Source organism: Ensifer sp. Root142, assembly GCF_001426785.1.
GTDB classification, from domain to species: Bacteria; Pseudomonadota; Alphaproteobacteria; order Rhizobiales; family Rhizobiaceae; genus Ensifer; species Ensifer canadensis.
Genome location: NZ_LMFK01000046.1, coordinates 175796 through 198618, shown reverse-complemented (window position 1 = coordinate 198618; position 22823 = coordinate 175796). Strand labels below are relative to the sequence as shown.

At 62.0% G+C, this 22823-nt stretch carries 24 protein-coding genes, 1 tRNA gene and 1 riboswitch; of the genes, 7 read left to right on the top strand and 18 right to left on the bottom strand.

Annotated features, from left to right (window positions below; all coding sequences use genetic code 11):
• Positions 1-3 precede the first annotated feature (3 nt).
• From ASD52_RS31425 to tesB, 3 genes are all read right to left on the bottom strand, one after another.
• Complete coding sequence (locus ASD52_RS31425) at positions 4-1368, bottom strand: ammonium transporter (RefSeq protein WP_057226453.1); 1365 nt, start codon at positions 1366-1368, stop codon at positions 4-6.
• A gap of 27 nt (positions 1369-1395) precedes the next feature.
• Positions 1396-1734: a P-II family nitrogen regulator gene (locus tag ASD52_RS31420; RefSeq protein ID WP_025425156.1), complete on the bottom strand. Its 339-nt coding sequence runs from the start codon at positions 1732-1734 to the stop codon at positions 1396-1398.
• A 231-nt stretch (positions 1735-1965) separates the two neighbouring features.
• Positions 1966-2856 carry an acyl-CoA thioesterase II gene (tesB, locus tag ASD52_RS31415; protein WP_025425155.1) on the bottom strand — a complete coding sequence of 297 codons (891 nt, stop codon included), beginning with the start codon at positions 2854-2856 and terminating at the stop codon, positions 1966-1968.
• Positions 2857-2941: 85 nt separating this feature from the next.
• Between tesB and ASD52_RS31410 the strand changes: the two genes are divergently transcribed.
• Positions 2942-4156 carry a ubiquinone biosynthesis hydroxylase gene (locus ASD52_RS31410; RefSeq protein WP_057226450.1) on the top strand — a complete coding sequence of 405 codons (1215 nt, stop codon included), beginning with the start codon at positions 2942-2944 and terminating at the stop codon, positions 4154-4156.
• Positions 4157-4160: 4 nt separating this feature from the next.
• On the opposite strand, the gene ASD52_RS31405 is transcribed toward ASD52_RS31410, so the two are convergent.
• From ASD52_RS31405 to ASD52_RS31385, 5 genes are all read right to left on the bottom strand, one after another.
• Positions 4161-4553, bottom strand: coding sequence for a hypothetical protein (locus ASD52_RS31405; RefSeq protein WP_025425153.1), 393 nt, complete (start codon positions 4551-4553; stop codon positions 4161-4163).
• 87 nt (positions 4554-4640) lie between these two features.
• A complete protein-coding gene (locus tag ASD52_RS31400) occupies positions 4641-4829 on the bottom strand; it encodes a Trm112 family protein (RefSeq protein ID WP_025425152.1) in 189 nt (62 codons plus the stop codon).
• A gap of 10 nt (positions 4830-4839) precedes the next feature.
• Positions 4840-5520: an LON peptidase substrate-binding domain-containing protein gene (locus ASD52_RS31395; protein WP_025425151.1), complete on the bottom strand. Its 681-nt coding sequence runs from the start codon at positions 5518-5520 to the stop codon at positions 4840-4842.
• Positions 5521-5644: 124 nt separating this feature from the next.
• A complete protein-coding gene (gene trxA / locus ASD52_RS31390) occupies positions 5645-6622 on the bottom strand; it encodes a thioredoxin (protein ID WP_025425150.1) in 978 nt (325 codons plus the stop codon).
• A gap of 58 nt (positions 6623-6680) precedes the next feature.
• Positions 6681-7190 (bottom strand): prolyl-tRNA synthetase associated domain-containing protein, encoded by a 510-nt coding sequence (locus ASD52_RS31385; protein ID WP_025425149.1) that lies wholly within the window; start codon positions 7188-7190, stop codon positions 6681-6683.
• A gap of 255 nt (positions 7191-7445) precedes the next feature.
• Between ASD52_RS31385 and ASD52_RS31380 the strand changes: the two genes are divergently transcribed.
• Positions 7446-7520 (top strand) — tRNA-Gly (locus ASD52_RS31380).
• Between the two features lie 112 nt (positions 7521-7632).
• Here ASD52_RS31380 and ASD52_RS31375 read toward each other — a convergent pair.
• From ASD52_RS31375 to ASD52_RS31335, 9 genes are all read right to left on the bottom strand, one after another.
• Positions 7633-8655: an aldose epimerase family protein gene (locus ASD52_RS31375; protein ID WP_025425148.1), complete on the bottom strand. Its 1023-nt coding sequence runs from the start codon at positions 8653-8655 to the stop codon at positions 7633-7635.
• Between the two features lie 289 nt (positions 8656-8944).
• Positions 8945-10129 (bottom strand): VWA domain-containing protein, encoded by a 1185-nt coding sequence (locus ASD52_RS31370; RefSeq protein ID WP_025425147.1) that lies wholly within the window; start codon positions 10127-10129, stop codon positions 8945-8947.
• A gap of 14 nt (positions 10130-10143) precedes the next feature.
• Complete coding sequence (metA, locus tag ASD52_RS31365) at positions 10144-11070, bottom strand: homoserine O-succinyltransferase (RefSeq protein ID WP_025425146.1); 927 nt, start codon at positions 11068-11070, stop codon at positions 10144-10146.
• 63 nt (positions 11071-11133) lie between these two features.
• A riboswitch (SAM riboswitch) is annotated at positions 11134-11211 on the bottom strand.
• Positions 11212-11403: 192 nt separating this feature from the next.
• Positions 11404-11856, bottom strand: a complete 453-nt coding sequence (locus tag ASD52_RS31360) for an NUDIX domain-containing protein (protein WP_025425145.1) — start codon at positions 11854-11856, stop codon at positions 11404-11406.
• On the bottom strand, positions 11853-12692 hold the full coding sequence (locus ASD52_RS31355) for a MoxR family ATPase (protein ID WP_025425144.1): 840 nt from the start codon (positions 12690-12692) through the stop codon (positions 11853-11855). Before ASD52_RS31355 ends, ASD52_RS31360 begins: the two co-directional genes overlap by 4 nt.
• 121 nt (positions 12693-12813) lie before the next feature.
• Positions 12814-13194 carry a RidA family protein gene (locus tag ASD52_RS31350; protein WP_025425143.1) on the bottom strand — a complete coding sequence of 127 codons (381 nt, stop codon included), beginning with the start codon at positions 13192-13194 and terminating at the stop codon, positions 12814-12816.
• 8 nt (positions 13195-13202) lie between these two features.
• On the bottom strand, positions 13203-13808 hold the full coding sequence (gene leuD, locus ASD52_RS31345; protein WP_025425142.1) for a 3-isopropylmalate dehydratase small subunit: 606 nt from the start codon (positions 13806-13808) through the stop codon (positions 13203-13205).
• A gap of 215 nt (positions 13809-14023) precedes the next feature.
• On the bottom strand, positions 14024-14455 hold the full coding sequence (locus ASD52_RS31340) for a glyoxalase/bleomycin resistance/extradiol dioxygenase family protein (protein ID WP_025425141.1): 432 nt from the start codon (positions 14453-14455) through the stop codon (positions 14024-14026).
• A gap of 249 nt (positions 14456-14704) precedes the next feature.
• Positions 14705-14950, bottom strand: coding sequence for a hypothetical protein (locus ASD52_RS31335; protein ID WP_025425140.1), 246 nt, complete (start codon positions 14948-14950; stop codon positions 14705-14707).
• A gap of 111 nt (positions 14951-15061) precedes the next feature.
• On the opposite strand from ASD52_RS31335, the gene ASD52_RS31330 reads away from it, so the two are divergent.
• Positions 15062-15967, top strand: a complete 906-nt coding sequence (locus ASD52_RS31330; RefSeq protein ID WP_025425139.1) for a CoA ester lyase — start codon at positions 15062-15064, stop codon at positions 15965-15967.
• Positions 15964-16170 carry a DUF1737 domain-containing protein gene (locus ASD52_RS31325; protein WP_025425138.1) on the top strand — a complete coding sequence of 69 codons (207 nt, stop codon included), beginning with the start codon at positions 15964-15966 and terminating at the stop codon, positions 16168-16170. The genes ASD52_RS31330 and ASD52_RS31325 overlap by 4 nt, the downstream gene beginning before the upstream one ends.
• An 88-nt stretch (positions 16171-16258) precedes the next feature.
• Here ASD52_RS31325 and ASD52_RS31320 read toward each other — a convergent pair whose 3' ends face one another.
• Positions 16259-16693, bottom strand: a complete 435-nt coding sequence (locus tag ASD52_RS31320) for a metallopeptidase family protein (protein ID WP_025425137.1) — start codon at positions 16691-16693, stop codon at positions 16259-16261.
• Positions 16694-16863: 170 nt separating this feature from the next.
• Here ASD52_RS31320 and ASD52_RS40485 point away from each other — a divergent pair, with 170 nt between their 5' ends.
• From ASD52_RS40485 to ASD52_RS31305, 3 genes are read left to right on the top strand one after another with little or no spacing between them, the layout of a single operon-like run.
• The gene (locus tag ASD52_RS40485) at positions 16864-17823 is read left to right on the top strand and encodes a hypothetical protein (RefSeq protein WP_025425136.1); all 960 of its coding nucleotides are present in this window, start codon (positions 16864-16866) and stop codon (positions 17821-17823) included.
• Positions 17774-19291 carry a DNA polymerase Y family protein gene (locus ASD52_RS31310; RefSeq protein ID WP_239637582.1) on the top strand — a complete coding sequence of 506 codons (1518 nt, stop codon included), beginning with the start codon at positions 17774-17776 and terminating at the stop codon, positions 19289-19291. The genes ASD52_RS40485 and ASD52_RS31310 overlap by 50 nt, the downstream gene beginning before the upstream one ends.
• Complete coding sequence (locus ASD52_RS31305; RefSeq protein WP_038575756.1) at positions 19288-22644, top strand: error-prone DNA polymerase; 3357 nt, start codon at positions 19288-19290, stop codon at positions 22642-22644. Before ASD52_RS31310 ends, ASD52_RS31305 begins: the two co-directional genes overlap by 4 nt.
• The last annotated feature ends 179 nt before the right edge of the window (positions 22645-22823 follow it).

The window sequence follows — 22823 nt, the reverse complement described above, 5'->3', positions numbered from 1 at the left end:
GGCTTAGCTGTGGTAGGCGGCTTCGCCGTGGGACGAGAGGTCGAGACCTTCGCGTTCGGCTTCGACCGAGACCCGGAGCCCGACGATCGCGTCGACCACCTTGTAGAGGATGGCCGAGACCACGCCGCACCAGATGATGGTGATGGCGACGGCGGTGAGCTGGGTCATGAACTGGCCGCCCATGGTGACGCCGTCGGCATAGCCGATGCCGCCGAGCGATGACGATGCGAAGATGCCGGTCGCCAGCGCACCGAAGAAGCCGCCGACGCCGTGAACGCCGAAGACGTCAGCGGTGTCGTCGTAGCCGAACTTGTTCTTCACCACCGAGACGAAGAAGTAGCACAGCGGCGAAACGATCAGGCCCATGACGATCGCGCCCATCGGGCCGGCGATGCCGGCGGCAGGCGTAATGGCGACGAGGCCGGCGATCATGCCCGAGGCTGCACCGAGCATCGAGGCCTTGCCGCGGGTGAAGGTTTCGACGACCGACCAGGAAAGGATGGCTGCTGCGGTCGCGAGGAAGGTGTTGACGGTTGCGAGCAACGCGCCGCCTGATGCCTCGAGGTTGGAGCCGGCGTTGAAACCGAACCAGCCGAACCACAGCATCGCTGCGCCGACGAGCGTCAGCGTCATCGAATGCGGTGCCATCATGTCCTTGCCGAAACCGGTGCGCTTGCCGACCATGATCGCGCCGATGAGGCCCGCAACACCGGCATTGATGTGCACGACGGTGCCGCCGGCGAAGTCGAGGGCGCCCATGCCGAAGAGCAGGCCGTTGCCGTCCCAGACCATGTGGGCGATCGGGAAGTAGACGAAGGTTGCCCAGAGGACGGAGAAGAGCACGGCCGCCGAGAATTTGATGCGCTCGGCAAAGGCGCCGATGATGAGGGCCGGCGTCAGCGCTGCAAACGTCATCTGGAACAGCATGAAGATGTATTCCGGAATGACCACGCCTTGGGAGAAGGTGGCCGACGTGCTGTCAACCGAGACGCCTGCGAGGAACATCTTGGCGAAGCCGCCGAAATAGGGGTTGGTCGAGCCGCCGAAGGCGAACGAATAGCCATAGACGACCCAGACGATCATCATCGTTGCGCCGATGACGGTGCACTGCATCAGGACCGACAGCATGTTCTTGGCGCGAACGAGGCCGCCGTAGAACAGCGCGAGGCCTGGGATCAGCATGAAGAAGACGAGCAGCGTGGAGATGAACATGAAGGCCGTGTCGGCCTTGTCGGGAACGGGTGCTGCGGTGGTGGCAGCGGCGGCTGCCGGTGCGGCTTCCTGGGCAAAGGCGACGACCGGTGCAAGAAGGGCGGCAGAGGCTGCGCCGATCCTGACCAGAGAGGTGGAAAGTTTGCTTGACGACATCGAGTAGTGCTCCCTGAACGGCGTGGCTTACAACGCTTCTGAATCGGTTTCGCCGGTGCGGATGCGCACGGCATGGTCAATGGAGTAGACAAAGATCTTGCCGTCGCCGATCTGGCCGGTCTTGGCGGCAACGGCGATCGCTTCCACGGCCTTGTCGACGACCTCCGAGGCGACCGCGATCTCGATCTTCAGCTTTGGCAGGAAGCTCACGGCGTATTCGGTGCCGCGATAGATTTCAGTATGTCCCTTCTGGCGGCCGTAGCCTTTAACCTCGGTTACGGTCAGGCCCTGGATGCCAACAGCAGTGAGGGCTTCGCGAACCTCATCGAGCTTGAACGGCTTGATAATGGCCATCACAATTTTCATCGGTTTCCCATCCTTGTTCGCCTCCGGTCGGAGGCCATCTCTCCTTGCTGCGGAACGCTGAAAGCGCCGTGCAACCGGACAGCTACATTCAAGGGGCGTGCCAGATTCGTCGTGGCACGCTAAACCTATGAAAAGGCATGGGAAAATTATCACGCACAGCGACGGTGCCGCGACGCGCTAAAAAATCGTCACTTTAGAAGATTAAAAAATAGGCAGAAAAGAATAAGTGCCCTATTCCTGTTCAGCTGCCTTTTTCCGGATCAGGCCTTCCTGCGCCACCGAGGCAATCAGCACGCCGGAACGGTCAAAAAGGCTGCCGCGGGTCATGCCGCGGGCACCATGGGCACTGGGGCTGTCCTGGGTATAGAGCAGCCAGTCGTCCATCTTGCAGGGGCGATGGAACCACATGGCGTGATCGAGGCTTGCAACCTGCAGGTTGCGATCGAACACCGACGTGCCATGGGCATAGAGCGACGTGTCGAGCAGCGTCATGTCCGAGAGGTAGGCAAGCACGGCCGCCTGCAGGTGGCGCTCGTCGGGCACATGGCCGACGGCCTTGACCCAGACGTCCTGGGTCGGCTTACCATCGTTGCGGGCGAAATAGTGGGTGAGCGAGACCGGCCGGATCTCGATCGGCCGTGGCCGCTCCCAGTAGCGGCGGATCGCTTCGGGGGCGTGCGCCAGGAACTTGTCCTTCAGCTCCTGCTCGCCCGGCAGGGTTTCCGGCATCGCCACGTTGGGGATGTCGATCTGATGTTCGAAGCCGTCCTCGTCATATTGGAACGACGCCGACATTGAGAAGATCGCCTTGCCGTGCTGGATGGCGACGACACGCCGCGTGGCGAAGCTCGAGCCGTCGCGGATGCGGTCCACCTCGTAGATGATCGGCACGGACGGATCGCCTGGGCGCATGAAATAGGCGTGCAGCGAGTGCACGTAGCGGCCTTCGTCGACAGTGCGCTGGGCTGCGACCAGCGCCTGCCCGATCACCTGGCCGCCGAACACGCGCTGCCAGCCGACCTGGGGACTGCGGCCACGGAACAGGTTCTCCTCGAGCTTTTCGAGGTCGAGTGTGGCAAGCAGCGCATCCATGGGCGTTGCGGTCTCAGTGGGGCGCGACATTTCGGCTGTCTCCGATGGTAGGAACGGCGATGGCATTGATCTATATAGGCATGAAACGATGCTCAAGTGCGACGGGAGAAAGCGGATGATCGATGTGTTGATTGCCGGTGGCGGCTATGTCGGCCTTTCGCTCGCGGTATCGCTGAAGAAGGCGGCACCGCATCTCGAAGTTTCCGTCATAGACGGTGCGCCGGAAGGCGCCTGGAAGCGCGACGAGCGCGCCTCTGCCGTCGCCTCGGCAGCTGAGCGCATGCTCGATGTTCTCGGCGTGTGGCAGGCGATTGTGCCGGAGGCCGATCCGATCCGGCGCATGGTCATCACCGATTCGAAGACATCCGATCCGGTGCGCCCGGTTTTCCTCACCTTCGACGGCGAGGGGGAGGAGGGGCGGCCCTTTGCCCATATGGTGCCGAACACGGCCATGGTCGGCGCGCTGCGCGCCGCCTGCGAGGAGTTTGGTGTAACCGTGCGGCAGTCGACCATGGTCGAAACCTTCGAGAGCGGCGATCATGCGGTTGCGGTGACGCTTACCGGCGGCGAGCAGTTGGAGGCCCGTCTGCTGGTTGCCTGCGATGGCGTGCGCTCGAAGCTGCGCGATGCGGCCGGCATCAAGACGGTCGAATTCGACTATGGCCAGTCGGGCATCGTTACCACCGTCGAGCATGAGCGCCCGCACGAAGGCACGGCCGAGGAGCATTTCCTGCCGGCCGGCCCCTTTGCCACCCTGCCGCTCAAGAACAATCGCTCGTCGCTGGTGTGGACCGAGCGCACTGCGGACGCGGAGCGCCTGGTCAAGGGCGACGATTTCCTCTTCGAAGAAGAGCTGGAGCGCCGCTTCGGCCACAGGCTTGGCCATCTCAAGGTTGTCGGCGGCCGTCGCGCCTTTCCGCTCGGCCTGACCCTTGCGCGCGATTTCGTAAAACCGCGGTTTGCGCTTGCGGGCGATGCCGCCCACGGGATCCACCCGATCTCCGGCCAGGGCCTCAATCTCGGCTTCAAGGACGTGGCGGCGCTGGCCGAGACGATCGTCGAGGCGGATCGTCTCGGGCTCGATATCGGTTCGCTTGCTATCCTCGAGCGCTACCAGAGCTGGCGCCGGTTCGACACCTTCCGCATGGGGGTGACCACGGATGTGCTCAACCGACTGTTTTCGAACGACATTACACCCGTCAGGATCGCCCGCGACTTCGGTCTCGGTCTTGTCGATCGGCTGCCGTCCCTCAAAAGCTTCTTCATCCGCCAGGCGGCCGGCGTTGCCGGCGACGCGGACCCGCGGCTGCTTTCCGGCCAGCCGATCTGAGGGGTCAGAAGATGGTGAGATTCTCGATCCGGTAGACGAAAAGCGCCCAGAGCCAGCCGGGCGCGACATCGACGACGGCAGTGAATTTGTCTTGCAGATCCTGGTACGACAACAGCAATGTCATGCCGATCGCGATCGTCCACGTGAAGCAGATGCGTAGATTTCTGCGGCTGAAGAACTCGTAAAATCCGTCCTCGTCGTATTCGGTCCCGGCGACCATGTCCCAGAAACCGTAGTTCGCACTCAGCATGTCGTCGATGGCGTGATTGCGCCAGAACTGGCCGGGCGCGGCATTGAAGCGATCGGGAATGAAATTGAACGACGAGCGGAAGACATGGACCGCCGCGCCAAGCGCGGTCAGAGTCACGATCGCGACGACGTAGTGCCAGATGTTCATCGTGTCCCGCCGAGCTACCGATAGTCCAGGCAACTTACGGGCTATTCCTTGACTGATCGTCAAAGGATGTGGGATCGGCCGCTGGCGTCAGTCCTCGATCTTGCGTGCCTCGGAGATCAGCATGATCGGCACACCGTCGCGGATGGGATAGGCGAGCCGTGCCTTTTCCGAGATCAACTCATTGGCTTCGGCGCGATAGCTGAGCCGGCCCTTGGTCAACGGGCAGACGAGCAGTTCGAGCAGTTTCGGATCGACCTTGCTGGCGTTGACGTCCATGACCCCTCGCTTACTGCAGAATGTTGTCGACATCGCCGAAATTGCGCGCAAGCACGATCTCGGTAATGGCAATCAGCGTCTCGGCGCGGGTCTTGAGGTCGGGGGCCTCCAGCAGCGCCTGTTTTTCTGCCGGTCCGTAGGGCGACATCATCGCCATGGAGTTGACCAGCGTGCGGTTGCTGGCGCGCTCGACACTCTCCCAGTCGGCCTTCAGCTTGTTGGCCTCCAGATAGGCCCTGAAGGCTGCCAGCAGCGCCGAGCGATCGACAAGGCTTTCATCGTCGCGATTTTCGAGATCGGCCGTGAAGGGCCCGATACGGAAGCGGCGATAGCCGCGTGTGCCGGCCACCTCGTTAAACAGTCGGTAGCGGCATACGCCGGTCAGCGAGGTGATGTAGCGGCCGTCGCCGGTTTCGGCAAAGGAGGTGATGCGGCCGATGCAGCCGACCTCGCAGAGCGCGGGCACCGGCCCGACGCCGATGTCGTTGCGGCCTTCGCAGAAGGAGGGCTGGACAATCCCGACCAGCCGATTGCCGGAAAGAGCGTCGTCGAGCATCGCCAGGTAGCGTGGCTCGAAGATGTTGAGCGGCAGCTGGGCACCCGGGAGCAGCAGCGCACCGGTCAGCGGAAACACCGGAATGATCTCCGGCAAGTCCTGCGGACCAAGATAACGTGCATTTCCGACATGCATTCCAATTGACCTTGCAGATGTCCGGTTCTGCCCCGCCACGCCCATAGGCATAGCCAACCAGATCAAGAAATGGTGCGCCCTTCGAAAATCTCAAGGGAAAAACGCACCGATCTTGCTGCTCTGCTCAGGAAAAGAGGATCGACGACAGCTTGCGGCGGGCGGCGATCGTCGCCGGGTCTTTCGGGCCCCAGACTTCGAAGAACGAGACGAGCTCGCGCCGTGCGCCATCGTCGTCGAAAGCCCGGTCGCGCTTCATGACCGTCAGCAGGTGGTCGGCCGCGCCATTGCGGTCGCCTTCCACGTTGCGGATCTTGGCGAGCATCATGCGCGCCTCATGGTCGTCAGGGTTTGCCGCCAACCGCTGTTCCAGGGCGTTCGGATCGCCGAGCTTGCGGGCTTCTTCGATCTGGTCAAGCTTCTTGGCGATCGCGCTGATGCCGGCATCCTTGGCAAGATCTTCCGGCAGGCTCGTAAGCGCTTCGCGCGCTTCGGCGATCTGGCCAAGCGTGATCATGCAATCGACCATGCCGGCAATAGCCACCACATTCTCCGGGTCTGCCTGCAGCACGGCGCCGAAGAGCCCGGCGGCGTTCTCGGCATCGCCCGCTTCGAGCAACCCCTTGGCGTCGGCAAGTGCTGCCTCGATCTCGGCCTTGCTGTCGTCGACGGCGGGGCCGGCGATCTTTTCGATGAATTGCTTGATCTGGCTTTCAGGCACGGCACCCATGAAACCGTCGACCGGTCGCCCACCGACGAAAGCGATGACGGCGGGGATCGACTGGATGCCGAGCTGGCCGGCGATCGACGGATGGTCGTCGATGTTCATCTTGACGAGCTTCACGCGGCCGGCGGCTTCCGTCACGACCTTTTCGATCACGGGGGTCAGCTGCTTGCACGGTCCGCACCAGGGCGCCCAGAAATCGACGAGAACAGGCTGCTGGCGCGAGGCGTCCAGCACGTCCTTGCTGAAGTTGGCGGTCGTCGTTTCCTTGATCAGGTCGCCGCCCGGTGCGGCGGCCGCGGCCGGCTGGCCGCCGAAGGAAGCCGAAGCGGTCATCTGGTTGCCGAAGGACCCTGCATAGGGATTGTCGTTGCCCGTCATTCTTCTCTCCTCGCCGGCTCGTGATCCGGCTTCCTGCATTCGCGCCAAAGATCGTATGTCAGGCTGTCACTTTCAAGACAAGCGGTTCATGTCCCGTCGCTTCCATGAAGCGCAACAGGTCGTTCGAGCCGATCGAGGTCGTCGCGTCGTTGGAAAGCGGGTGGCAGTTGATCACATCGAACTTCATCAATTCCTCGTCGATGATCACCTTGACGTTGCCGCCGGTGTCGTTGATGGCGCCGAGTGCGGTCACCGCTCCCGGGATGACGCCGAGATATTCCATCAGCTTCTCCGGCTTGCCGAAGGAAACCTTGCTCGCAGCACCGATGACCTGGTGTACCGTCTTCAGATCCACGGTCGCGTGTTCCTCTACGGTCAAAAGGAAGTAGTTGTCCTTCTTGTCCTTCACGAACAGGTTCTTGGTGTGACCGCCGGGGATTTCGTCGCGCAATGCCACCGATTCGGCCACGGTGAACACCGGCTCGTGTTTTTTGGTGCTGTGTTCGATGCCGAGGTCGTCGAGAAAGCGGAAAAGTTCGTCCGCGGTCTTCGGCTGCGCTTCGTTCATGAGGGTGATTCTCCTGCCGCTCCGTTTTTTTCCAGTCTGCTTTAGGGGAGAACGGCCGCGGCGTGCAATCTCAGAGACGGCGGCGCGGCGCGAAAACGCGGCATTTGCGGGCTTCCCGGGGAGGCTTCCAAAAAATATTCGCTTTCTCGACATTTCCCTGTTGCATTCCAAAATCGCTTAGGCCATATAGCGCCCGTCGCCGCAAGACAGCGCGGCACCCACGGTCCACCGACTACCCCCGGACCGAGGTAATGAGCGGGTGTAGCTCAGGGGTAGAGCACAACCTTGCCAAGGTTGGGGTCGGGCGTTCGAATCGCCTCACCCGCTCCAATTTTCCCAACCATTTTACTTGTAAATGCTTTTGGCTTCGGCCAATGCATTCGCCCCGGGCGAAACGCAGCAGCCGTCTTGTCTCTGCTGTCAGCGCCGATGCGCTCGCCTGTCAGCTCTTCATGAAGACATAGTCGGTTTCCTGGCGGCGGAGTTCGCCGGGGCGCAGAACCGCGTTCGGAAAGCCCTCGTGATTGACCGCGTCCGGCCACACCTGGGTTTCAAGGCAGAAACCGGCAAAGGCGCCGTAGCGGCGTCCTTCGAGGCCGGGCACCGGCACGTCGAGCTTGAAGCCGGTATAGAGCTGGACGCCAGCCTCGGTCGTCAGCACTTCCATCGTCACGCCGGAATTGAGGCTGCGGGCAAAGGCGACTGAGTGTTTTGCCATGCGCTCCGGCGAAAGGCAGAAATTGTGGTCGTAGGCGATGCGTTCGCCCTCGGTCTGGCGCTTGAGCGAGGTCATTTCCCTGAGATCGAAGGCGGTGCCTTCGACCGGGCGGATTTCGCCCGTCGGGACCTGGAACTCGTTGGTCGGCAGATAATGGTCGGCGGCGATCATGATGTCGTGGCCAAGCGCGTCCGTGCCGCCATCGAGATTGAAATAGCTGTGCTGGCAGACATTGGCGAGTGTCGGCCGATCGGTCTCCGTCTCGTAGACGACACTGAGCACGCCGCCGGCTTTGAGCTGGTAGGTGCAGCGGATCTGGCAGCTGCCGGGATAGCCGGCGCGGCCGTCCGGGTCGGTGATCGCCAACGTGACGCTGTCCGGTGTGTGGCTGACGATCGTCCAGTTGCGCTTGCCGATGTTGTCGCTGCCGCCATGCAGGTGGGTCACACCTTTTTCATTGCATTCGAGCTGGTAGGTTTTGCCGTCGAGCGTGAAGCGACCGTCGCCAATACGGTTGGCGCAGCGGCCGGGCGTCGCGCCAAAATAGGGGGAATGGTCGAGATAGCTTTCGAGATCGGTGAACCCGAGCACCAGCGGCGGCTCATGGCCATCCAGCCGCAGATCCTGGATCACGCTGCCCCAGGTGAGGATATAGGCAGTAAGGCCACCACCGGAGAGCACGACACGATGAACCGGCTCACCCGATGGCAGGTGTCCGAAGATTTCCGTATCCGCATGCTTGTCCATCGCCTGGCTCCCCCACAGCGCCGCGCGTCTTAGCAGACGCGCAAAGGTCGCTGTACACTCTAGAACTGCTGCATGTTGTATCCTTAAATCGGCTAGAGCGCCGTGCGTTCAGATGAACACACAAAGGACGCTCTAGCACTTTGATTCTAGAGCATCTTATCCGCTTTCAGTGATTCCACTTGAAAGCGGGATGCTCTACGATTTACGGAAACATGCAGTCCTCACGACAAGCAACCTGCGTCATTTCAGGTGGATCGGCAACCGGAAATCGAGATTTTCTGCGGTAGATTCAGCGTGATAGTTGTTTCGTCGCGTCCTGCAGTCCGGCAAGCGTCAAGGGAAACATCCGTCCGCCTACGAGGCTCCTGATCATGCCGATCGACTGAGTGTAGCCCCAATGCTGCTCGGCAACCGGATTGAGCCAGATAGACCGGGGAAAATGGGCGGCGATACGCGAGAGCCAGAGCCCGCCGGCCTCGTCGTTCCAATGCTCGACCGAACCGCCGGGGTGGCTGATCTCATAGGGGCTCATCGATGCGTCGCCGACGAAGATCGCGCGGTAGTCGCTGCCGAAGGTGCGCAGCAGCTCCGCCGTGCGGGTGATGTCGGCGCGCCGGCGGCGATTGTCCTTCCACAGGCCTTCGTAGACGCAGTTGTGGAAGTAGAAGTGCTCCATGTGGCGGAATTCGCCGCGTGCCGCCGAAAACAGCTCCTCAACGATGCGGATATGGTCGTCCATCGAACCGCCGACGTCGAAGAACATCAAGAGCTTGATAGCATTGCGCCGTTCCGGCCGGGTGACGACATCGAGATAGCCGTGCTCGGCGGTGGCGCGGATCGTGCCGGAGAGGTCGAGTTCGTCGGCAGCACCCTGGCGCACCCAGCGCCTGAGCCGTTTGAGCGCCACCTTGATGTTGCGCGTGCCGAGTTCGACCGTGTCGTCGTAATCCCTGAATTCGCGCCGGTCCCACACCTTGACCGCGCGCCGGTGCCGCGAGCCGTCCTGGCCGATGCGCACACCTTCGGGATTGTAGCCATAGGCGCCGAAGGGTGAGGTGCCGGCGGTGCCGATCCATTTGGCGCCGCCCTGGTGGCGCCCTTCCTGTTCGCTGAGCCGCTGGCGCAAGGTCTCCATCAGGGTCTCGAAGCCGCCAAGGCTTTCGACCAGGCGCTTCTCTTCCTCGGTCAGATATTTTTCGGCAAGCTTGCGCAACCACTCTTCGGGGATTTCACCCTGCGCGAACTCGTCTGGCGGATTGATGGCCTCAAGGCCGGAAAAACAATGCCGGAATACGCCGTCGAAGCGGTCGATATGGCGCTCATCCTTCACCAATGCCGTGCGTGCGAGAAAATAGAACGCCTCGATATCGAAGGTGGCAATGCCCGCCTCCATGCCCTCGATCAAGGACAGGAATTCCCGGAGCGTCACCGGGATCTTCGCGGCCTTCAATTCGAGGAAGAAGGGGATGAACATCCGCGGCTCCGGCCCTAGCTTTCGTTCCTGCCGATCAGGTCCATTTCGTAGGGCGTCGTCTGGTACATCTCGTTGATCCAGTTGCCGAAGAAAAGATGCGCATGGCTGCGCCAGCGGTTCTGCGGCGGCAGGGTTGAATCATTGTGCGGGAAGTAGTCATGCGGCATCTTGATCGGTACGCCCGCATCCACATCCCGGAAATATTCGTCCGATAGCGAAGTGGAATCATACTCTACGTGATTGAACATGTAGAGGCGCTTGCCCTTCTTCTCGTGCACGAGGCACACACCCATCTCCTTCGATTCCATCAGGATCTCAAGGTCGGGCACCGCATCGATGTCGGCGCGGCGCACTTCGGTCCAGCGCGACACCGGCACGGCGAAATCGTCGGAAAAGCCGTTGAGATAGACGGAGGAGGGCTGCAGGTTCTGGTGGCGGTAGACGCCGAAAGCCTTCTCCTTCAGCGGATATTTCGGCACGCCATGGAAATGATAGATCGCCGCCATCGCGCCCCAGCAGACGTTCAGCGTCGAATGCACGTTGGTCGTCGTCCAGTCGAGGATGCGCTTGAGTTCGTCCCAATAGGTGACGTCCTCGTATTCCAGCGTTTCGACCGGGGCGCCGGTGATGATGAAGCCGTCGAACTTGCGGGCCTTCACCTCCTCCCAGGTCTCGTAGAAGGCAAGCAGGTGTTCCTCGGAGGTGTTCTTCGCGCGGTGCGCGCCGATGCGGATCAGCGACAGCTCGACCTGCAGCGGCGAGGCGCCGATGAGGCGCGCCATCTGGATCTCGGTCTTGACCTTGTTCGGCATGAGGTTCAGCAGCCCGATCTGGAGCGGGCGGATATCCTGACGGATCGCCACGGTCTCGGTCATCACCCGCACGCCCTCGGTCGCGAGGGTCTCGAATGCGGGCAGCGTATCGGGTATCTTGATGGGCATGGGGCTTCCACTCGATCAATACAAAAAAACCGGCGGCGATTGATCGCGACCGGTCCTCGGAAAATCCACGTTTCCTCGGCCCTTTAGCGATTTGTTTAACGTGGCTGCAAGCCGGCCGGCCAAATCACCACGGATTGTTTGATAGCGCGGCAAGGCCGCGGGGGTCAATGAAAAACGATTCGTGTGGGTTGGCCCCTCTACCGGCTGCCGCCACCTTCTCCCCGCAGGCGGGGAGAAGGGACATTGCCGCGGCCGTTCGGCTCCCTTTCAGGCTTACAGCAGGTGATGAGGTTGCGGTCGCCGCGTTCCCCCGCCCCGCTTGCGGGGAGAGGGTTAGGGTGAGGGGCAATCTGTTGCTAGGTGCAGCAAGTCCAGACCGTTCTGCATGCCATATCCCAGCCGCTTGCCGGCCTCGCTCTGACTGAGCCAGAAGAAGCGAAAGCGGATCGGCGGGCCACCGCTCTCCGGCGTCATTTCGCGGTGCAGCCAGGGTTCCTTTTGTTCGCCGGCTAACGGCCCATGGAAATAGTGCCGGCGATGGCAGATTTTCCGGCCGTTCTGCGTGAAGTGATAGTCCTGCGTTTTAAATGGCAATAATGCCGGCGGCGGCGTCAGCCCGGTCTCCTCGACAAATTCGCGGAAGGCCGCCGCTTCAGGGCTTTCTCCCGGTTCTATCGTGCCGCCCGGGACCTGCAGATCTACATCGGGAAAGTCCGGCTCGTCGAAGACGAGCAGATGCCCTCGCCAGGTGGCGTAGATCAGGACCTTGTTGGCGTCCGGTCTCATCCGTCGCGGCGTGCCATGAAGGCCAGGCGCTCGAAAAGGTGGACGTCCTGCTCATTCTTGAGAAGCGCGCCGTGCAGCTTCGGCAGCATGGTCTTTGGATCGGCGCGCAGGTCGGCCGGGTCGATCTCGTCGGCGACGAGCAGGCGGATCCAGTCGAGCGCTTCGGAGGTCGAGGGCTTCTTCTTCAGCCCCGGCACCTGGCGGATATCGTAGAAGGCGGCAAGGGCTGCCGAAAGCAGCGTCTTGCGGATGCCGGGATAGTGCACCTCGACGATGCGGGCGAGCGTGTCTGCGTCGGGAAAGCGGATATAGTGGAAGAAGCAGCGGCGCAGAAAAGCGTCCGGCAGTTCCTTCTCGTTGTTGGAGGTGATGACGACGATCGGCCGCTGGCGGGCGTGGATCGTCTCGTTGGTCTCGTAGACGTGGAACTCCATCCGGTCGAGTTCCTGCAGCAGGTCGTTCGGAAACTCGATGTCGGCCTTGTCGATTTCGTCGATCAAGAGCACCACACGCTTCCCGGCCTCGAAGGCCTGCCAAAGCTTGCCCTTGCGGATGTAGTTCTTGACGTCGTTGACGCGCTCGTCGCCGAGCTGGCTGTCGCGCAGGCGCGAGACGGCGTCATATTCGTAAAGTCCCTGCTGCGCCTTGGTCGTCGACTTGACGTTCCATTCGATCAGGTCGAGTCCCAGAGCAGCTGCAACCTGCCGCGCAAGCTCGGTCTTGCCGGTGCCGGGCTCGCCCTTGACGAGCAGTGGCCGTTCCAGCCGGATCGCGGCGTTGACGGCGATCATCAGGTCCTTGTCGGCGATATAGTCGGCGGTGCCTTCGAATTGCATGGGCTTCTTCCGGTCATAGTGATGCGGAAAACGGTCCTGCGGGCGAGGGCCGTCGTCATGCTTCTGCAGTAGCGCATAAGCGGTGCAGGTGTCACTGCCGCTGGCTGCGACCCGTCAGACGTCAGCCGCGGAAGGCGGTAACCTCGATCTCGATCAGCATTTCCGGGCGGATGAGATCGCAGACGATCATGGTGGCGGCAGGGCGGATTTCGCCGAACATCTCGCCGAAGATCGGAAAAACCCGGTCGGCGAAACTGGCATCGGTGACGTAGTAGTGATTGCGCACCACGTCTAAGAGCGAGAAGCCCGCCTCTTTCAGCGCGCCCTCGATCGTCTTCAGGCAATTGTGCGCCTGCTCTTCCACCGTTTCCGGCATGGTCATGGTGGCGTAGTCGTAGCCGGTGGTGCCGGAGACGAAACACCAGTCGCCCTTGGCGACGGCACGCGAATAGCCTGCCGTCTTCTCGAAGGGCGAACCGGAAGAGATGAGCTTGCGCGTCATCCCGTCGCTCACGCCCAGGGGCGCGAGGCGGTGGTCGACTTTTCGAAGCTGTCGATGGCCGTTGCCTTCTCCAGCGTCAGGCCGATGTCGTCGAGGCCGTTCAGCAGGCAGTGGCGCTTGAAGGCATCGACCTCGAACTTGACCGTGCCGCCGTCCGGACCAGTAATTTCCTGGGATTCCAGGTCGACCGAGAGGATGGCGTTGGAGCCGCGCGAGGCGTCGTCCATCAGCTTGTCCAGGTTCTCCGGGCTGACGACGATCGGCAGGATGCCGTTCTTGAAACAGTTGTTGTAGAAGATGTCGGCGAACGAGGTCGAGATCACGCAGCGGATGCCGAAGTCGAGAAGCGCCCACGGTGCGTGCTCGCGCGAGGAGCCGCAGCCGAAGTTGTCGCCGGCGACCAGGATCTTGGCGTTCTGGTAGGCGGGCTTGTTGAGCACGAAATCCGGGTTGACCGAGCCGTCCTCGTTGTAGCGCGCTTCGGCGAAAAGTCCGGTGCCGAGGCCGGTGCGCTTGATCGTCTTCAGGTAATCCTTCGGAATGATCATGTCCGTGTCGACGTTGACGACGGGGAGGGGAGCGGCGACGCCGGTGAGCTTGACGAACTTTTCCATAACTTCAGGCCTTCGATTTCAGCGAAATGTTGCGTAAGCGTTTAGATCAGTTTTGCGCCGAAATGAAGGAAAATCTATCCCGAAGATGCTTGCCGGGCGGGTGAAATCGCCTGCCCGGCAAGTGTTGTCGCGGTTGTTTTATCCGTTGGGCGCCTTGCCCGAGGGTTTTGCCGAAATCGGCCGGTGTCTGGCTTCGGTCTCAGCCTGTCTTGACTCTAGCCTGCTTTTACTGGGGCGTTCAGCGCCCAGAGCACGCCGAAGGGGTCGCGCAGCTGCCCGTAGCGATCGCCCCAGAACATCAATTCGATCGGCATCACGACTTCGGCGCCGGCGGCGACCGCCTGGCTCCACCACGCGTCGATGTCGTCGACCGGCAGCATCAGGCTGAAGGCCTGCGGCTTTTCCAGGGCATGGCCGTATTCCGGATAGGCGTCACTGAGCATCAGCGAGCTGCCGTTGATGTGGAGATGGATATGCATCGTCCGGCCCTGGTCGTCGACCGGTTGCCGATAGGCTTCCTTTGCGCCGAAGGCGTGCTTGTAGAATTCCGCCGCCTTGGCCGCGCCGTCGACCTGGAGATAAGGCACCAGGCCGTTGAGGGCCTTCGGCAGCTGGTTTGCGTCTGTTTTCTGCGTCGTGCTGTCCATGTCATGCTCCTGTTGAGGGAATGATGCAGTGGCCATGACCTTTGCTGGCCTGACCCAAGGACGAACGCAAGCGGGTCTTGCCGACACGGGTGTCGCAAAAAAATCGAGCGAGATTGGGCTGCCGCGTCGGGCAGACTCAAGCATTTCGGGAAAAATGCGAAGCGGTTCCCGTCAGGAAGTGCGTAGAAACAAGGAGATAGAGCGCTTCCGCGACGTCGTCTAAACCGGAAACGCTCTGGAGATCGATGCCTAGAGATCGATGATCGTGCCGCGACCGTCGTTCCAGATGCGCATTTCGCGCGGGGCGGCGCCGGAGGTCGGGCGGGCCGTTGCTCGAGCCTGCTTCAGGTTCAGCCGGGCGGCAATGGCGCTGCCGATCGCGACAACGGCGGCGATGCCGGCGAGCGCAAGCGCAAGCGATGCGGTGAAGACGAAGGCTGCCAGCGTAATGGTGATGGCGAGAGCCGTAAAAAGAACAGAACGTATGCTTTGCATGATCGTCACCTTTCTGCTCGGGATGTGGGTGTTGCCGCCGCCGCTTGCAAGAGGGGTGCGGCCGTTCGCCTCGTCTTGCGGAAAAAAGGAAAGGCGGGCACAACTGGCCGCATGACAAAATCGATCGAACATCACCCCGTTCGCCTGCGCCGTTCGGTGCTTTCAGTGCCGGCCGACAATGCCCGCGCACTGGCCAAGGTTGCGGAACTTGCGGCCGATGCCGCGATCTTCGACCTTGAGGATGCGGTGGCGCCGGAGCGCAAGGCCGAGGCGCGGGACGGCCTCGTTCGCCACCTCGTCGAAAACAGGCCGGATTGTGAGGTCATCATCCGCATCAATGCGCTCGGATCGGGCTTCGGCCAGCAGGATCTGGCGGCGGCCGTTTCGGCAAAGCCTGACGCAATCCTGCTGCCCAAGGTCGAAAGTCCGGCCGATATCCAGATCGTCGCCGACTGGCTGGCCGATAACGATGCGCCGGAGGCGTTGCGTCTCTGGGCGATGATCGAAACGCCGCGCGGTGTCGTCAATGCGCCTGTTATCGCCGAGACCGGCCGCACCTTCGGCGGCAGGCTCGATTGTTTCGTCGTCGGCCTCAACGACCTGCGCAAGGAAACCGGTGTTCCCGACCGGCCCGGCCGTCCGTACCTCATCCCCTGGCTGATGCAGATCCTTTTGGCCGCACGCGGGAGCGGTCTCGACGTCATCGATGCGGTGTTCAACGATTTCCGTGACGCCGACGGTTTCGACGAGGAGTGCCGGCAGGGGCGCGACATGGGCTATGACGGCAAGATGCTGATCCACCCGCTGCAGATCGGCCCGGCCAACGAACGCTTCGGCGTCGAGCAGGCGGCCGTCGACGAGGCGCGCGCCATCATCGCCGCCTTCGCGCTGCCGGAGAACGCGGAAAAAGGTGTCATCAATCTTCATGGCCGAATGATCGAGCGGCTGCATCTCGATCAGGCCCTGAAGCTCGCCGCCAAGGCGGAGATGATTGAAAAACGAAAGGCAAGATTTTGAAACTTTACCGCTTCCTCACCGGCCCCGACGATGCGTCCTTCTGCCATAAGGTGACGGCGGCACTGAACCAGGGTTGGTCCCTGCACGGCTCACCGACCTACGCCTTCAATGCGGATACGCAGCACATGCAATGCGGACAGGCCGTATTCAAGGAAGTCGAAGGCAAGGACTACCACCCCGACATCAAGCTGTCGGAACAGTAAAAAGCAGGAACGCTTCGACTTTCCGGCCGGAGCGTTTTTTTGTTTTCCGATTGTTTTTCGGGGGCTCTGCCTCGGAGCGGATGGGGGCTTAGTTGCCCACGTGCTCCACGCTCGCCTCGATCCGTTCCATATCGTCGTCGGAGAGGCCGAAATGGTGGCCGATCTCGTGGATCAGCACATGGGTGATGATGTCGCCCAGCGTTTCCTCGTTTTCCGCCCAATAGTCGATGATCGGGCGGCGATAAAGGATGATCCGGTTCGGAAACTCACCTGTCTCCATGGTGAAACGTTCGCTGATGCCACGGCCTTCGAACAGGCCGAGCAGGTCGAACGGCGTCTCCAGCGCCATGTCCTCGAAGACGTCGTCGCTTGGAAAATCGGCAACCTCGATGATGAGGTCGGTCGTCAGTTGGCGGAACTCCTGCGGCAGGTGGCTGTAGGCTTCCACTGCGAGTTGTTCGAATGTCGTGAGCGTCGGTGCGTGGCGTTCCCGCCAATCATCGGTCTGGTCAATGCGGGCCATAGGCACTCCTTGTTGCCCTCCATATAGCGATTTTGCCTTTGTTTTTCGAGTGTTGAATTCCGGCTGGGGTGGGCGAGGAATAAATTCTTAAACTTGGCTGTTGACTCATGTGGTCAGCTCTGGAATCTATAAGAACATAACAGGAACATCTTAAATGGGAGTTGACCGTCATGGCCGAGAACGCCGTGCAGCGGGAGACCGTTCTTTCGCTTCGCGAAACCATAGCCAGGATCGAAAATCGCAGGCTTGCGGGCGTCGTGAAGGCGGTCAAGGCGGCCGATCCCGCAGGCTTTCGGCGCAAGGAAGAAGGTCACCAGTCCTCCGGCCGCAAGGTCCTGCCGCTCGGCATTCCCGAACTCGACGATATCCTCGAGGGCGGCCTGCCGCTCGAGGGTATGACCGAGATCCGCAATTCCGAGACGCGCGATGCCGGCGCTGCGGCCGGTTTTGCAACCGCGCTCAGCGCCCTTTGTCAGCAGGCGCGCCAGCAAAAGGGCGATGCCGGGGCACCGGTTCTGTGGGTCAGCCAGTCGCTGGCCTCGACCGAGGCCGGCCTGCCCTACGGTCTTGGTCTCAAGGCTTACGGGCTCGACATTCGAAGCCTGATCCTCAGCCTGCCGCGCACGGTGAAGGACGCGCTGTGGATCGCCGAGACGGCGCTTTCCGTCCCGGCCTTCTGTGCCGTCATTCTCGAAATTCGCGGCAATCCGGCATCGCTGGCCTTGAGCGAAAGCCGGCGCCTGCATGTTCGCGCGCGCGCCGGACGCATTCCTCTTCTTCTTCTGCGTCAGTCCGGTCACGAGGAGGCGAGCAGCGCCTTCTTCCGGCTTCATATCGAACCGGCGCCCGCCCGCGAGCGCGCCCTCCCTGACGGTTCGATGCTTTGCGGCAGCATCGGCCATCCCGTCTTTCACGTCATTGCCGAAAAAAGCAGGTCTCCTGCTCCCGTCGGCCTCTTCCTGGAGTGGAACCCCCATGACCGCCGCTTTTACCCCGTCGAGCCCCTACCAGCCGCTGCTGCGGCAGACCCACAACCAGCGCATTCTGTCGCTCGACTTTCCGCATCTTCCGGCCGACCGGGTGGCGCGGAGCCGCTGGGGAACCTCCTGGCTTTCCCGCGGGCGTCCTGATCATCCGCCTGTCGTCTTTGCCGACCGGGTCAGGAATGCGATGCGCCTCGTCGCGCTCGATGGCCTTGCCGAGAAATCAGGATTCCAGTTGGGCCAGGGCGTTGCCGAGGCGCGGGCCATGTGTCCCGAGGTCGATGTGCTGCCCGCCGACCGGGCGGCGGATCGCGCCCTTCTGGAAGGGCTTGCGGACTGGTGCAGCCGCTACACGCCGCTGGTGGCGCTCGACGGCGAAAGCGGCCTTTATCTCGACATTACCGGCTGCGCCCATCTTCTCGGCGGCGAGAAATCGCTTCTCGACGACCTGCTCGCCCGGCTCTTTCATCTCGGCATCGAGGCGCGTGCGGCGATCTCGTCTTCGGCAGGGCTTTCCTGGGCGGTGGCGCGCTTCGGCTCGCAAAGCGTGATCGCTCCGGAGGAGGCCGTACGCGTGCTTGCGCCACTGCCGATGGCTGCCCTCAGGCTTCCAGTCGACATGATCGAAACGCTCGGCCGGGTCGGGCTCAAGCAGGTCGGCGATATCATCGAGGCGCCGCGGGCGCCGCTTGCCCGCCGCTTCGGATCCATTCTGCTCCTGCGCCTCGATCAGGCCATGGGGCTGGAGGACGAGCCGCTCTCGCCGCGGCTCCCCGTTGCCAGCCTCTCGGCCGAGCGGCGGCTTTCCGAGCCGGTCCAGGGTGAGGACGATATTCTCGGCCTGACGCAGGAGCTGGCAGCAAGGCTGAAGCCGGAGCTGGAAAAGCGCGGCGAAGGCGGACGGCTGTTCGAACTGCTGCTGTTTCGCGTCGACGGCCGGGTCTTTCGCATCGCTGCCGGAACGTCTTCGCCGCTGATTGAACCGAGCCGCATTGCCGGCCTTTTCCGCGAACGGCTGCAGGCGGTGCACGAGGATCTCGATGCCGGTTTCGGTTTCGAGATCCTGCGGCTGTCGGTTCCCAAAAGCGAAAAATACGAGGTGATGCAGGAGGATTTTTCCGGCACGCCGGATCGGCAGCAGCCGCTTGCGGCCTTTGCCGACAGGGTCATGGCGCGGCTGGGCGCAGAAAGCCTGTTTCTGCCCGTCCTGTCGCAGAGCCACGTGCCGGAGCGTGCCGCCGCCTTTCAGCCGCTTGCGGATGTGGAAATGCTGAAGACGGTCGAGGAAGCCGCTTCCACTGTTCCGGCCTGCCTTAGGATGGCTTCCGTTCGACCGCAGCGGCTGTTCCAAAGTCCGGAGCCGGTGGAGGCGGTGGCCGAGGTGCCGGAGGGCCCGCCCAGAAGCTTTCGCTGGCGGCGGAGCCTTCATCGCATAGCGCGCGCCGAGGGTCCTGAACGGATCGCGGCCGAATGGTGGGTCGATGGCGAAAAGGCGGCCGAGCGGGATTATTTCCGGGTGGAGGATGAAAAAGGCCGGCGCTTCTGGCTGTTTCGAGAAGGGCATTATGGCGGGCCCGCACAGCCGCGCTGGTTCATGCATGGGGTCTTCGCATGAGCACGCCCTATTTCGAGATCGGCGCCTGGTCGAATTTCTCCTTCCTCGAAGGAGCCTCCCATCCGGGCGAAATGATCGTTGCCGCCAGCCGCCTTGGTATTTCCGGCCTTGGCGTTGCCGATCGCAATACGGTGGCGGGCGTGGTGCGCGCTCATGCGCAGGCCAAGGTGGAGGCGTTTTCCTTCCAGCCCGGCGCCCGGCTTTCCTTTGCCGAAGACATCCCGGATGTGCTCGCCTATCCGCGCAACCGTCGGGGCTGGGGCAATCTCTGCCGCATGCTGAGTGCTGGAAACCTGCGGGCGAAGAAAGGCACCTGTACGCTCTACGAGACCGACCTTGTCGAATGGGGGGAGGATATCCTGATTGCCGTCCTGCCCGACCCGGTGATCGGGGCGTCGGAGGCTAAAAACCTTGCGGAATTTCTCAAGCGGCTGAAGCCGCATTTTGCCGACCGGCTCTATCTGGCGCTGGTGCCGCGCTATGACGGTTTCGATCAGCTTGTCTTTGCCGGGCTGGCGACCATCGCCCGCAACGTGGGCACGAGGCTGATCGCCACCAACAGTCCGCTGTTTCACGCGCCGGCGCGCCGGCCGCTGGCCGATATCGTCACCGCCATACGCGAGCATGTGACGGTGGCGCAGGCGGGGTTCCGGCTTCAGGCGAATGCCGAACGCCATCTGAAACCACCGGCGGAAATGGCGCGCATCTTTCGCGACTACCCCGAGGCGATCGCCAATACCGGGCATTTTTTCCGCCGGCTGAATTTCACTTTGGCGGAACTCGAATACCAATATCCCGATGAGAGTTTTGCAGGCGAGACGACGACACAGACCCTCAGGCGGCTGACGATGGAAGGCGCCCATGTGCGTTATCCCGAAGGCATTCCCGCGAAGGTCTCGACCCAGATCGAATACGAGCTCGAGCTGATCGCCAGCAAGCGCTATGAGCCCTACTTCCTCACCGTGCGCAACATCATGGAATATGCGCGAAGCGTCGACATTCTCTGCCAGGGCCGCGGCTCGGCGGCAAATTCGACGGTCTGCTACTGCCTTGCCATCACCGAGGTCGATCCGCTTTCGACGACGCTGCTTTTCGACCGGTTCCTGTCGACGGAGCGTGACGAGCCGCCGGATATCGATGTCGATTTCGAGCACGAGAAGCGGGAAGAGGTGATCCAGCATATCTATAGGACGTACGGCAAGGAGCATGCGGGGCTTACGGCCGCCGTCATCAGCTACCGGGCGCGGTCGGCCGGTCGCGAAACGGCCAAAGCCTTCGGCTTTTCCGAGGACGTGCAATCGGCGCTTGCCGGTTCGGTCTGGGGTTGGTCGGCCGCCGACCTGTCGGAACGGGAGGCCAAGGCCGCCGGTCTCGATGTCAAGGATCCAACGACGGTGCGAGTGCTCGACTATGCCACCGCGCTGATGAGCTTTCCCCGCCATCTCTCTCAGCATGTCGGCGGTTTCGTCATCACCCGCGATCGGCTCGACGAGGTGGTGCCGATCATGAACACGGCGATGCCCGACCGCTACATGATCGAGTGGGACAAGGACGACCTCGATACGCTGAAGATCCTGAAGATCGACGTGCTGGCGCTCGGCATGCTGACCTGCATCGCCCGGGCGTTCAAGCTGATGGAGCGGCATTACGGCGTGAGGAAAGACCTGCACACGCTGTTCAAGGATGAGCAGGATGACGTCTACGACATGATCTGCCGGGCCGATACGATCGGCGTCTTCCAGATCGAGAGCCGGGCTCAGATGAGCATGCTGCCGCGGCTCAGGCCTCGTGTCTTCTATGATCTCGTCATCGAGGTGGCGATCGTGCGGCCCGGACCGATCCAGGGCAACATGGTGCATCCCTATCTGAAGCGGCGGGAGCAGCGCAATCGCAACATACCCATCGAATATCCGAGCAAGGAGCTGGAAGTGGTTCTGGAGCGGACCCTTGGTGTGCCTTTGTTCCAGGAACAGGCGATGCAGATCGCTATTACCGCGGCAAATTTCACGCCGGGCCAGGCCGATCAGCTCAGGCGGGCAATGGCGACCTTCAAGCGAACCGGCACCATCCACACCTTCGAGCAAAGGATGGTCGAGGGCATGGTCAACAATGGCTACGACAGAGATTTCGCCGTACGTTGCTTCAAGCAGATCGAAGGCTTTGGCGAATACGGCTTTCCCGAAAGCCATGCTGCGTCCTTCGCGCTGCTCGTCTATGTCTCTTCATGGCTGAAGACCTATTATCCCGATGTCTTCTGCGCAGCACTTCTGAACTCACAGCCGATGGGCTTTTACGCTCCCGCCCAATTGGTGCGGGACGCGCGCGAACATGGCGTGCGGGTGCTGCCTGTCGATATCAACCATTCGAATTGGGATGCGGACCTCGAGAGGGGCGGGCATGATCGTGGTGCGGTGGAGCCGCGCCATCGGGACATGCTGGGTGTGATCAAGACGGAAAAGGCCATCCGCCTCGGCTTCAACCAGGTCAAGGGGCTGAGAGAGATGGAGATCGTGGACAAGCTTATCGCCCATCGCGGCCGGGGCTATACCTCGGTTCGCGATCTCTGGCTGCGCTCGGGATTGCCGCGCTCCGTGCTGGAGAAGCTTGCCGATGCGGATGCGTTCCGTTCGATCGGGCTCGATCGCCGCAACGCGCTTTGGGCGGTAAAGGCGCTGGATGAGAAAAGTGCTGCCGAGCGGTTGCCGCTCTTCGAGCAGGCGACGCAGGACGAATTCCAGCTGGAGCCGGCAGTTTCGCTGCCGGTGATGCTGGAGGGCGAGCAGGTCATCAACGATTACCGCTATCTCTCCTTCTCGCTGAAGGCGCATCCGGTTTCTTTCCTCCGGGCGGAGTTTTCGGGGCAGGGGCTGGTCGAAAACCGCGCGCTTGCCACGGCACCCGTCGGCCGAAGAGTGACGGTTGCCGGGCTGGTGCTCGTTCGCCAGCGTCCAGGCTCGGCCAAGGGCGTGATCTTCATGACGATCGAGGACGAGACCGGCGTCGCCAATGCCATCGTCTGGCCGAAGGTTTTTGAAAAATACCGGCCGGTGATCATGGGTGCGCGTCTCGTCAAGATCCGCGGCCGGCTCCAGCGTGAAAGCGAGGTCATCCACGTGGTGGCGGAGTATATCGAGGATATGACCCCGATGCTCGGGCTGTTGCGCAAGGAGGAGCGCCGCTTCGGCGCCAACGATCGTGCCGACGAGGTGCTGCGACCGACGGCCGACGCGCGCGATAAGAAGGTGCTGAAGGAACTGCGCCTTGCGGCTGCCCGCCGTGCCGCCGGCGCCGATCATCAGGCCGTCGCGACCGAAATTGCCGACGTCATGCCGAAAGGCCGCAACTTCCATTGATGAACAGACACGATGGGCTCGGCTTGGCTTCGAAGGCTCGGTCCCTCACAGCCGTTTCATGACCCGTCCTTCCGGAGCTGGGCTTGCCGTACCGGATTTCGGCCACTCACGTTGGTCTTCCTGCGTAAAAATGTCGCAGTATCCTGCGGCAATCGCCGGGAAATCCACAGAAAGAAAGG